Here is a 12,963-nt window from a genome sequence, read left to right as displayed (position 1 = left end):
TCCGTTATTTTTCTATGGTCTAAGCCCTTTTTTAATCAATGAAGCGCCACCAGTATGTCTTACTTCTCCATGAATATCACTTGGAACCAACATCATTGTCTTTCCATCTTCTACGTGATGCCATGTATATCCTGCTGGAGTATTTTTGAGACCTAATGCCTCATTAGCTTTTTTGAAATCATAATAATGGTCGCCGATTAATCCGTTTATTTCTAAATTAGCTTTTGAATACCGACTGAAGTCAGGAAAACCTTCTTTAGAAAACTTGACACCTTCAGGATACTTTTTGCCTAAATCACCACTTAGTTTATAGACTTCTCCTGCATATTTTTTATTTATTATTCTGACCCCATCTAAAGCATTACCCGTAACCTTACCAACATTCCCACCATCAACACGCTTCGAATACACAACATCCAACTTCTTATTAATATGCCCACTATCCATCACGCGCATCGGCACGTCTGGGACATTGCCAGCGAAGGCGGGTTGGACTTGACGGTTGCCAAGCCATCTCTGTAGACCGCTTTGTTTTTCACCGAATGACCTAAACATGTTGTTTGAACCACTAGTTAGGTTCATATTGCCGATTTTCTGCATCGTTTGTTTGCCTAGGTATTTGCTTTGGCTGAAGATGCTTGGTGCGAATGGCAGACTGGCGGCGATTCCGGTGCCAAGACTCGCACTGCGCTGTTCGGCTGTTAATTCATTACCAAAAACATCTTTGCCTGTGATATATTCGGAGAAGCCATTGGCGGCAGCTAAACCGTAAAGCCCCATCTCTGCCTTTTGAATCGCCGAAAAGGCGTTGGCTGTTTTATAGATATCTAAGCTTGTATTAACCGCTTTGACGCCTTTGGCGGTGGCGTATATGCCTTTGCCACCTTTGATCGCTTTGCCTGCCCAACCGACAAATGGGATAAAGCCAGCGGCGGCTAAACCTGCGTACGCGATCCGCTGTCCGGCAGTATATTCGACGCCAGTAACCGGATCGACCCCTGTCGAGGCGCGGATCGTGTCGTAATAGCCGGTCACTTCACCGACAAAGGTTTTCGTTCCGTCCCAAAGCACTTCATACCACGCACGATCTTGCAGTTCTCTTGCATGGGCTTGTTCTTGTTTGTGGGCGAGATATTCGGCGGTGTAGGTTTCCGCATTCTCAATATTTTTGTAGACCTCACTGTTGTGATAAGCGTTGGCATCAAAGTGGATCGTTGATACGTCACCACCTTGCATCGTTGCTAACAGGAGTTCATCAAATAATGCCACCATAAATTGCTGTTCGACTAAAGAGGACTCATAGTCTTCGGCTAAGATGTGATCGACATCCTCAACCGCCTCAATCGTTTCCACCCGCTTCTCATGCAACTCGCTCATCTGTTCGTCAAATCCATCTCTTGAGAACGGACGGAGGGTCATAATGTCTTCGATCTCACTAAAGATCTGTTCTAATGTTTGGTGTTGATCACTGACCATTTCATCTGCCTGGACTTCACGTTGGGCAAGATCTTCACTCAAAAACTGGCTATCTACCTTTGTTTGATCGCCTAATTCAAAGTCAGATAAGGTACCTGATACCCCTTCAAAAAAGGCAATTTGATGATCGATAAAACGATACCAAGCATCGATCACATCCATTTGTCCTTGATAGAAACCTTTAATCGCTTCAGCCCCGCGGCCATCAAATCCATCTAAATTGACGATTTCTTCAAAGGATTGACGAAGCTGTTCAAATTGATCTCGATAATCTTGGTAATGCTTGACTCTTGCTTCCATTGTATCACGTAATCGCTCTGCATTTAACTGTTTCATCGGATTAACCTCACTTGGATAGAAAATATAACGAACCTTCAAAACGTGGGTGTTTTCGTTTTCCCCAACTGATGGAACACAAGTAACGTCTTCGCGTCGTGCGAAAACGCTTGTGTGACCAACATCCTGTTGGCCCGAGTGAATTCGGACATGAGCGTCCGTTACCGCTCGCCTAACTAAATTTATCTCGGCCTTCTATTTTGTGGCGGGCGGTTTACGGACGGTTAGCTGCGATAATATACTACCGTATGATCGATGCGTCTTGTTCTTGGATTAAATCAATATTTGCCCTCGTGTCTTCAAGGTTATACATAGTCACTTCTAAGTAGATATTAATTAAATCATTAATATCGCGCTCACGTTCTTTAAATTGTTCAGCATAGTTTAAATGATTACCCGTTAATTTAGAATTAGGTGGAGCTTTAACCGAAAATGCTTCTATATCGCGTTTGCATTGTTCAATTTTCGCAACAACTTGTTGATGATTCAGCTGTATCGTTGGCATTAGAAGAAAAGCTCCCTTCTTATATGACTAATTTTACTAGAAACTTCATCGTAAACGTCTTCACCGAAATCGAGTAGTCGATTTACTTCATTGGCAATATTGTTTAATGCACTCAACCCTGAACGTTGTAATTCTAGTGAATTGATTTTTGATTGGATCGTTGATTGATATAGATCATAAGAGTGGTTACCAATCGACAGCATTACTTGATAAACGTCTTCTCGCTGTTCTTCGAATTGATTCGCTCGATCACCTACCCAACTATTCTGTAAGTCCGGCTTCTTTAACTCTTTAATTTCTTCTAAGACCGTATCTTGTTCTGTCTGAATCTGACTTTTAGCTTGCTCTAGTCGTTCAATTCTTTCATCAAGATTGTCTGTTCTTAAATTGATTTCGTTTTGCAAGCCACTTACCGAAGACCAAAAACTCATATTTACCACTCCTTTATTCGTCATAAGATTAATCTTGTGCTGTCGATTTGTAATAAATATAAAGAATCACACTTAAACCAATTATTAATAAGATGGATGCAGTTGCCAATAATAACAAGAAGGAAGGCGCATCGCTATCCACTTCGTTAGTAGGTTGCTGGGCAATAGCTGATACCGGTTCATTAAACAGGTCTAATTCAAGTGCTTGATTGGTAATCGTATGCGTCGCTGTCGTCGAAGAAAGGAAAAGCTGATCAATTACCGTGTCTTGATCAAACCTAATATTCCCTTCAAAAGACAATAATCTCTGTTCTTCTGATATTTCACCAATCGGTTGAGAATCACGACGACGAATAAACTCCGTCGTCCGCTCTCTTCGTCCTTCATACTGGTTTGGGGTTAAATGGTCAAAATTAAAATCTACATTCGCCTGTAAATCAGGTAACGCTATAAACAACATCGTGACTATCAATAACATTGAGCCTAATAATCTAAGCGGTTTGTTCATCTAATCTACCTTCTTCATTGTTGATCAGTCGATGACGTTCAATGAAAATTTGGGCAGTAACTAATAATCCAAGTAATAATGATAAAACAATCATGGCTGTTGGAAATAAGGAACGGCCACTATATTGCATCGACATATACACACGTGACATCGGATCGGTGAAACTAAAGTTCGGGGTCGTTAGTGCTAATAATGGTGTGACAAAAAATCCAACCATACCTACCGCAATAAACCAACCAAACAAGCGGTGCAACGTGAATGCCACTGTCACCATGGCTGAACTGACAAACAATAATAAAATCGTATACACTGTCCATTCAATCATGCTAGATTCGGCTAATTGATAAATATTTAAACCAAATATACTAATAATAAAACCAACGAGCGTATTTAATAAAACAAAGAGTGTCACTCTTAACCATGTTGGCATCATCGTAAAGTAGTAGCTCAAATAACCAATTAATAAACTTGCTAACAACACACCAAACAGGATCACCACTGGTGGAACACGTGATTCTGTACGCTGAGTGGTTGTTGAATTCGTTAATTCTAGCGGACGGGCTAGAAAATCATAAACATCATCATTTGACTGTCCATCAACAAATGTATTCCCTAATACTGAAAACACATCATCTCGAACATATTCTGTTGTTTCTACATTAGATGACCACTTTTGATTTAATGTATCTGCATCACTTTGAACAGATGTGACCTCACGTTGTAAGTCATCCGTGTATGCTGTAATCGTTGATTGACTATCTTCAGTCACATCTAACCAAGCATGAATCGAGCCGAATTGATCATTAATTTGTAATTGATTTTGAACAATCGGCTCATGCGCTGTTCCTGTTTCTGGTGTAGGTGTTTGACTGCCTAATTGTGTCTCTGGCTGCTGAATTTGTTGTAAAATTGCTTCAGCATCTGTTCTTACCTCTGTTAAACTTTCTATTAAATCCGCTTGATTTTCTTCGATCACCAGTTTATAGTCGGCCATAAATTGCGTGAAGCGATCTTCTAATGCCATCAAACCATCGTGTGTCGTCGGTAAATCATCTGACAATGTATCCCAGTATCGTTGTTCTCTATTCGTCACCCGCAAAATCTGATCCATTTGATTGTTTAAACCTGGATTTTCCATGACACGTGTTTTTATTTCATTATCATTACCCATCCGTATTAAAACCGCTTGATATTGATCAAGGTAAGCATAGTAGCTTAATAGATCAATAACTTGGCCTGTATACAAGGGCTGATCAAATAGATCACTTAATGCTTGCCGTCTACGATTCGACAATTGGTTTGATCTTAAAATCGACGCTTCTTTCGCTTCAATTTCTTCAATAATATCTGTTAAGCCACTGACATAATAATCAAGTTGTTCACGTAATTGGTGATTGACATCAAGTAGAGCGTCAGCATATTCTGTTAAGCGCTGCTTTTCCTCGCGTAAGCTTTCCTCCGCACCACTTAATTGCTCAAGTTCCTCTACTAATGCTTGATTTGCCCGTGTAAGTGATTCAATTTGTTGCAACACAAGCAATTGTGCGTCGTCTTTTTCTGTTAACGTCGTTTGAATCTGCTGTATATCGACTAACATCGCCTCTAAATGGCCTTGCAGTTCAAGTAGCGGGTCAGACAATGGTTCAGATTGATTGTCAATCACATCTAGCATCAACTCAATCTGTTCTTCAACATCTTCAAGCATCGCTAACTCATCTTCAAAGGATGGCAAATCCGGGTCTTCATGCTCATCTTGCTCTTGATCTTCTTCTGTTTCTTGCTCTCCTCCATCTTGACCTTCTTCCCCTTCTTCAAGAATTGGATTGTCATCAGGGGGATCGAGGATTAATAATTGATCCTCTTCGCCTAGCACTGTTCGCAAGCTGATGATCTCATCTTGATAGCGATTTAAAGCCGTTGTATCGACAAGTTGTTGATAATAATCCAAAACACGGCTTTGATGGTTAAAAAGATCTTCTGTTTGCGTACCAACATGCTGGTATCGGAACGTTTCTAAGTTTGAAAATACTTCCTTATTTTTTTTGATATTATCTTCTAATGTTCCCATATCACCAATCATTTCTGTTTGATGATCATTTAACAATTGTTGTGCTTGTTGAAAGGTTGGTAATTGATTGTCTGTCGCTGTATCAATTTGTGCAATGGCATCAGCTTGAATATCACTTAGTAATTGCTGTTGCTGTTCTTGATAATCCTCATACGCATTAACATAGTCAATAAATTGCGTTAATTGATCGGTCACTTGATCAATGAGCTGTTCCTGATCATTTTGTTGCCTGGTCATGTCTTCAATTGAGCTTTGTAATCCATTGATCATCGTTTGTTGTTCTGTAATTTGAGTAGCTAAATCTTCAGAACTCGGCTGATAGAAAGCAAGCATGGTCTCTTGGAAGTCTAATTCTGCCTGTAAGATCCGATCAAACTGGTCCCGAACGTCTTCCATATCCGTTGACACATAGTACCAATACAGTTCGGTAATACTATCATTCGTTCGATTAATCACACGTTCCACTTCGCGTTGGGCGCGTTGGGCGTTCACGGTGTTCAATTGATCTTGAAGTCGATAATCAAAATTTATTTTTGTTGGGTTTGCTTCGTCATAACGCATCACATTAGCCGAGAAATCTGACGGGATATAAACAATCGCATCGAACTCCTGTGATTGCAGGCCATTTTCAGCAGCACTTCTCCCTAACACGCGCCATTCATATGAAGACTCTTCCTCAAACAAATTAAGTATTTGTTCGCCTAATCGAATATCACTATTGTCTGTTTCCAGACCACTATCTTCATTAACAACTGCAATGGCTTGCGTTGCATTTTGCCTTTCTTGCATCGGGTTATCGCCGATCATCATAAAATAACTAACAGGTGCCGCAATAATCACAAGTAAAGCGGCAATTAATTTAATCATGTCCTTTTTCATTAGGATATACTCACCTTCTCTCTTTCAGTCGCAACATATGGAATCTGCATCCGGACTTCTTTGCCATTCTCTACAAAGTAACCATAGCCTGTTTGGAAATCCGGTTCTTTCCGTTCATATGCTAAATTAAATAACGTTTGATCTGTCTTTTTCATTAATAAAATCGCTTGACGAACTTGTTTTATTTCAACAGTTAAAGGATCAAAGCCTTTGGTTAGCTCGTTGTTATTTCCGGAGACCATCAACTGGAAACCTAAATGACTATAAGATTTGAGCAGTTGTACGATCCGTTCTTGAACACGGTTATCAACCATCCGTAAAAATCGAGCATACCCATCAATTATAAAAGCAGACACTTCAAATTGTGGCAACGGTTGTCCCGAACTCACTGCTGACAGATAAGCTTGTTCTCGCTCTTTAAACATTGCTTCTGTTTCGTCTAACCACTGTTCAATCGCTTCTTTCGACTCAATATAATTCACTTTTTCATTTTGAACCAAGTTAGAGAAGCCTCGATCAATTGAATCAAATAGTGTTAATCGCTCTGACATCGTAGTAAGTAGCTGATTAACGATATGACGCATCACATTTGTCTTACCACTTTGGCTCCCGCCGATCACTAAGCAATGATTGATTTTATTCAGATCGATCATAATTGGCTTCACGAGCTCTTCATGTAAACCGATTGGGATGACGCCTGGACGATCGTCTTGTTTAACGAAATCTTTGAAATGCGCCGTCGTTAAGTTTTTCGGAAGCATTGGAATCGGATCTGGCTGAACAACATCGTGATAGCTATGATTTATCTGTTTAATCTCAGCCTTCAATTCCTCTAATTGCTGGTAATCATCTTCTCCACCAACAGGTAAGACCACTTGTGCTAAATAAGGATCTGACATTTTTACGATCGCTCGACCTGGGACATTTTCTAAGGCAAATGGCACCCTACCTAGCATCGCATAACCTTCAGTCGGGTCTAGTAAATAATGAACAATTTTAGTTTTTAAGTTATTCATCAATGCTTGTCTTACTGCATTGACACGCGTTGAAGAGATGATAAAATATATCCCTAGTGATTGACCATCTCGTGCAAATTGATTGATTTGAGTCTCTAAATCTTGCAGTTCATCTTTTACGACATCAAAGTTATCAATCGTAATAAACCATAGCGGAATCGGCTCCTCGGACAAATGGTTGAACATCTTAATCGAGCTAACCTCAAACTCTTGGAATAGCACTTTCCTTCTACTCATTTCATTTTGGATTAAGCTAACGAGTTTATTTAATTTCTTTTCTTCATCAAGTAAAAAATAATCTGCGGTGTGAGCCAATTGTTTAAAAGGTAAAAGCCCACCATTACCAAAGTCCATGAGGTAAAAGTGCAATTGATCTGGTCGATAAAGACGAGCAAATTGCAAGAGTAGCGTATAAATCGTATAGGTCTTGCCATAGCCAGAAGAACCAAAGATGCCAATATTTCCATCTGCCATAGGTTCATACCCAATCGGGGTCTGGCTTTGTTTTTCTGGTTCATCAACGATAGCGAAGATCAGCTGCTCTTGTGTTGAAGGTTGCTCAATGTCATTAAAGTATAATCGCTCACCTAACGGCGGTAGCCATGGGCTCGCTAACTGTTCGAAATTCATTTCTTTATGAACGGCTTCAATTTTATCAACAACCAAATCCATTTCTGTTCGTGCTTCATGACCAGAGCTTTGGGCGGTTGAAAGCTCTGACAAAGGAACAAGACCTAGATCAGTGACTAATGCGACCTCATCTTCATTCGTTGAGCTCTCATCTTGATAAGGCGCACCACTCCAAGCAGATTGGAACAGTTGATAAACCTCATTACTTCCTACTTGTAAATAACCACGTCCAGTTACGGTCAGCGCTGCTGCATCAGCATTTTTTAATATTTCTCGACTATCCTCGGCATTTTGCACCTTAAGCGCGACCCGAAAACGGGCATTACTCCAAATTTGATCATCAATTACCCCGCCTGGCTTTTGTGTTGCTAAAATAAGATGGACACCTAAGCTTCGTCCAATCCGGGCGGCACTAACTAGTTCTCGAATAAAGTCTGGTTCTTCTGTCTTTAATTCAGCAAACTCATCAGAAATCAAGAAGAGGTGCGGTAACGGTTCACGTGTTTCACCTTGTTTAAAGAGCTTCGTATAATCATTGATATGATTAACTTGATATTGATCAAATAAGCGCTGGCGTCTTTTTAGTTCACTTTTAATCGACGCAAGTGCACGTGCACTAAAGTTTTTACTTCCTTCAATATTGGTGATTGTCCCTAATAGATGGGGAATATGACGAAACGGCTGTGCCATTCCTCCCCCTTTATAGTCAATTAATAGAAACGCTACTTCATACGGATGGTAATGAACCGCTAATGATAAGATGTACGTTTGTAAAAACTCACTTTTACCAGATCCCGTCGTTCCCGCTAATAAACCGTGCGGTCCATGCGCTTTTTCATGTAAATTAAGTGAAACAATATCTTTCTTTCCTTTTAATCCAATTGGTGCAGCTAATGATTTAGCAGACGCATTGGTAAGCCAATTTTCCTTAATTGGTAATGCGTTAATATCTTGAATATCAAGCATTTCTAAAAAAGAGACGCGTTCTGGGATTGAATTTGTCATCCCTACTTGATGATCGAGTGTTCTTAATGTGCGTGCATACGTTTCATTATCTTTTAATTGGTGTTGATCGAGTGTAAATGGGATTTGCACCGCACGCTTATTTTCGATCAAAATATCACCTTGATTCGCATTAATATAGCGAATTAAAGTATTGATATGATTAGAAAAACTTTCCTTCGCTTCAGCTGCAAAAATAACAGATAAACCTAAATCGTGATGTTCACCTTCTAAATATTCTAAAATAACATGTTCATTAATGAGTTCTTGATTAATAACAATAAATAGAAAATGTGGTTTAAATCTGATTTTTTCCTTATCTTCTTCTAAATCACGCTCACGGATCCATTCATAGATAGATGTTAGCAATTGATCACGTGTCCGCTCATTATAAATAAACCCTTTGGCATAAGACTGTGGTAATTGAAAATGTGGCAAACGCTTTAGCCACTGCCATTCCGGGTAGTCTTTTTCATCAAAAACCAATACAAAGCGCAAATCATGATAACTATGAAAGAAAGCAAGTTGACCGATAATCTGATGCAGTTCTCGTTTCCATACCACTTCTTTACCAATTAAACCAATTGCCCCATCAGCTAAGTTGGCCGTGACAGGCAAATCTTTAAGTTCACGGTATGTACGTTCCAATAATTGCGATTCTTCTAATAGTTCATCCATCTCGCGATTTGACATATCTGCAGCATTAACCGTTATTTGATAACTAGATGGCACCGTCCCTGTCCCTAATCGGAATTGAAGGAAGTCTTTGCTATCCAGGGTCCGTTCCCAAATGCGATCAGATACTTGTGCCGTCAAATACTTCATCCGCTCGAACGTTGGGAAATGAAATTGCATGACAAAGCGTTGTTTTTCTGAGACCGCTTCTAATTCTGTTCGTTTCTCTTCCAAATAGTTTGAATAAATCCGTTTACGCTTTTCTTCCCGCTCTGCTCTGAGCTTCTTATCTTTAAAATATTGTACCGTTGATGTGACTAATGTCGTCATAAACATAACGACAGATACTAACATAAAGATCCCACGCGGAATCAAAATCGCAATTAATGACATAATGATCAGCATCATTAATGGCGGTAAAACAATCATCCACAAACTTTTGCCCGTATGATCGGGTTCTTGTCCTGGCAATGAAAATTTCACCTTGTTATCAGGTAACTCATAAACCATCCGAGGTGTTCGACGATAAACGGGATAGCGCTTCTGCATTTCAGATTGTGGAACAACCACCTCTTCTAATTCAATATCGACGAAATGTGGATGCCTTATTTCAAGTACATCCTCTTCAAAAAAAGCTAAGTGGAAGCGTTTATACACGATCTGATCTCCAACTTGATAATGGATCTGGTCAACACATCTCTTCCCATTTAAATAAAGATAAGCATCGTCGTTATTTAGCTTAATTAATTGCTGGTTCGGATAAATGGTAAGGGGTGCAGTTGAATGATATGTCTGTTTAATCGTTGCCTGTTGCTCATCCGCTTGCTCCTCTAATAGATGAATTTCCTTAAGCGGATCAACATAATAACTGGCGTTTGTCTGCCATTTATTTATCCAATAAACGTGCACCTCCCCATCGATACACGATATTGCCTGTTCTTGTCCATGTTCCAGCTCAACTGTTTCAGCTAAGCTTGTTGACTCAATCATTAAATGTCCTTGGTCTGTACACGTTAAAGAAAAGCTATCTTGATGATTTAATTCAGCCAAAGTCACCGTATCATCCAACTCGGGACCGACAGTTATTTTTTGTTTAACTTTTATCGGGTAGTAGGTGAGCTTATCTTGGTCATATATTGATACAATCCCCATGTCACACCTCCTAGCTTGACTCATCTTCGGTCATTTCTTGTTCTGGGTCTAATTCATTACTACTTTCCTGTTGTTCTTCTATTTCACGCTGATAGGCGTCAATTTCTGTTTCAATTTCATTCAATTGTTGCTGGCGTTCATCACTTGCCAATGATTGATCAGCTCTAATTAACTCTCGCTGTTTAATAAGTGCATACAAAATCAAGTCGCGATCTTCAATAAAGCGCGCCGTTTCGAGTGCTTCTTCTGATGCCCCACGGCCGATATTAATCCAATATTCATAATAAAGCGGATCAGATTGTGGGGTAATTGTATTGCGAATATTTTGCCGTTGATCCTCTGTTAAAGATTCCGTCATCACATAAGCATAAGCTAATTGATATTGCGTAACCTTTGGTAATTGATGCATCTGATAGGATTGCAATGTCGAAACCACTTCACTATACGATTGATTTAAAAAGCGACTATGTGCATCGGTAATATTGGCTTGTCTAGGTCCGATAATAAAAATAGAATAGAATGAGTAAATTAAGACTGGTATAAGTAAAATTATCGTTAACCATAAGCCATAGCGATAGCCCTTCCACTTCTTAATGGGTACGTGTTTGATTTTATCCGCTTGCTGATCCTCTTGCTTCATCACTTGTTCAAGAATTGTTTCTAAATCAGACCATGTATTTGCAGAAAAAATATCCTTAGCTACCTTTGACAGCTTTATTGTTTGATAATGTTTTAAATAGCGCTCAAAGGTAAAAGTCGGGTCAACGAGATAAGCAAGCATAGCCTTTGTTTCTAGCAAACATTGTTCATGGTCAATTTCATATGGTGGTAAACTCTCCTTTACACCATAATGTAGAAAATAAGGCGATAGGCCTTTACTAATCACTAAATTTTCAGGACTGATCACAAGATGAAGTCTGGACATGTGATGATGTTTAATTTTATCAATCAATTGATAGCCAACTACACTTCGTTCTTTTCTTGTCAAACCTTCGCAGTCATTATTGTAATAGCTACCCGCTTTGATTTGGTAGGTCATCTTTAATTCATCTTGCCCCATATCAATCTGCCGATTAACCACATCATCGATCGATGATAGAAAATTAATTTCAGCTACTTGATCAAGTTTGATCGTTTCTTTTTGAAAAGAAAAAATAACTTGATCTTGTTTTTGATCAATACTTGCCTGTATTCTCTCTTCAAGATAACTTCTGTTCTTATCATTCATCGTTATTCTCCTTATTGATCACCATCTAATTCCAATACAAAATGTATTTTGACTCATGCGTTAAGTCTGATTAGGGATTATTTCGATACAATCACCCGTTGTAATGCCTGCATCAACCAACCTGATATCACTAGTGACCACCTTATCCTTATTCATCACCCTAATCCAAGATGCAGGGTTCGGTTTATCTAACGAATCAATTGCTTGACCGACAATCTCGATCATTTTCTTAACGGTATGATAATCTGATAAACGAATATCAAGTTCAGGTTGATTAAATGGTTTTAAACTAACTGTAATTTCAACATACATTTAAAACACCTCAATGTAGGAAAGAGCCCTCATCAAAGATAAGCGCTCTTTCACTGTTTCATTCATTTTTAGCTGCGAATTTGACTTGCGACTTGTTGATCAGCATCTTCTAACGCTTTAGCAGAGCTGTTCAATTGTAATGAAATGTCCTCTAACAATTGTTGCATTTCAGTGAACGAAGGTCGTAGTGATTGATACTGCTCACTAAAAGCGCGACTCGCTTGCCCTTCCCACATCGTTTCTAATTCTTGAATCATATTATCTAATCTGGTGATTTGTTCACCGACTTGACTACTTTCACTACTATAACGATTAGACATGCTGACTAATTCTTCTGGCGTAACGCGAATCATTCCTGCCATATTATCCACTCCTTTTCAATGTCAATACATATAATTCCTTTTACACGCTTCTATTTTACATGAATTTTCGCGAAAAAAAATAGAATATAGCAAAAACAGGGATTTCAAACCAGATCGTTTTTCATTTTTAGGACTAATCGTTCATAAAAATTTATTTTTTATATGCTATTTTCTTACTATTTCTTAATAGACTCGATCATTTATCAAACTAAAGACTGATAATTAAGCAGATTTCACCACCATAAGACATTTGAACTACAAACAGAAAAAGCCCTCTTTATAAGTAAAAACACTTAAAAGAAGGCAGTTGTTTATTATTATATCATTCGCTTATCATTTATATACAGGACTTTAAACGCCCTACTTTTTTTTAAGGTTGTATA

At 38.9% G+C, this 12,963-nt stretch carries 9 protein-coding genes; all 9 read right to left on the bottom strand.

Going from position 1 to position 12,963, the window contains the following annotated elements; translation table 11 throughout:
• Window positions 1-12 precede the first annotated feature (12 nt).
• Window positions 13-1,812, bottom strand: coding sequence for a T7SS effector LXG polymorphic toxin (locus tag JOE23_RS11255; protein ID WP_204438459.1), 1,800 nt, complete (start codon window positions 1,810-1,812; stop codon window positions 13-15).
• Between the two features lie 241 nt (window positions 1,813-2,053).
• A complete protein-coding gene (locus JOE23_RS11250) occupies window positions 2,054-2,317 on the bottom strand; it encodes a DUF5344 family protein (protein WP_204438458.1) in 264 nt (87 codons plus the stop codon).
• On the bottom strand, window positions 2,317-2,748 hold the full coding sequence (locus tag JOE23_RS11245) for a YwqH-like family protein (protein WP_204438457.1): 432 nt from the start codon (window positions 2,746-2,748) through the stop codon (window positions 2,317-2,319). The genes JOE23_RS11250 and JOE23_RS11245 overlap by 1 nt, the downstream gene beginning before the upstream one ends.
• A 28-nt stretch (window positions 2,749-2,776) precedes the next feature.
• Window positions 2,777-3,256: a type VII secretion EssA family protein gene (locus JOE23_RS11240; RefSeq protein ID WP_204438456.1), complete on the bottom strand. Its 480-nt coding sequence runs from the start codon at window positions 3,254-3,256 to the stop codon at window positions 2,777-2,779.
• Window positions 3,240-6,203: a type VII secretion protein EsaA gene (gene esaA / locus JOE23_RS11235; protein ID WP_204438455.1), complete on the bottom strand. Its 2,964-nt coding sequence runs from the start codon at window positions 6,201-6,203 to the stop codon at window positions 3,240-3,242. Before esaA ends, JOE23_RS11240 begins: the two co-directional genes overlap by 17 nt.
• Window positions 6,203-10,678, bottom strand: coding sequence for a type VII secretion protein EssC (gene essC / locus JOE23_RS11230; RefSeq protein ID WP_204438454.1), 4,476 nt, complete (start codon window positions 10,676-10,678; stop codon window positions 6,203-6,205). The genes esaA and essC overlap by 1 nt, the downstream gene beginning before the upstream one ends.
• A 10-nt stretch (window positions 10,679-10,688) precedes the next feature.
• A complete protein-coding gene (essB, locus tag JOE23_RS11225; RefSeq protein WP_204438452.1) occupies window positions 10,689-11,906 on the bottom strand; it encodes a type VII secretion protein EssB in 1,218 nt (405 codons plus the stop codon).
• 60 nt (window positions 11,907-11,966) lie between these two features.
• Window positions 11,967-12,218, bottom strand: a complete 252-nt coding sequence (locus JOE23_RS11220; protein WP_204438451.1) for an EsaB/YukD family protein — start codon at window positions 12,216-12,218, stop codon at window positions 11,967-11,969.
• A 68-nt stretch (window positions 12,219-12,286) separates the two neighbouring features.
• Complete coding sequence (locus JOE23_RS11215; protein ID WP_017472961.1) at window positions 12,287-12,580, bottom strand: WXG100 family type VII secretion target; 294 nt, start codon at window positions 12,578-12,580, stop codon at window positions 12,287-12,289.
• Window positions 12,581-12,963: the final 383 nt, after the last annotated feature.

The sequence above is a fragment of the Amphibacillus cookii genome, assembly GCF_016908375.1.
Lineage (GTDB): Bacteria > Bacillota > Bacilli > Bacillales > Amphibacillaceae > Amphibacillus_C > Amphibacillus_C cookii.
This window is presented reverse-complemented; position numbering and strand designations above follow the sequence as displayed.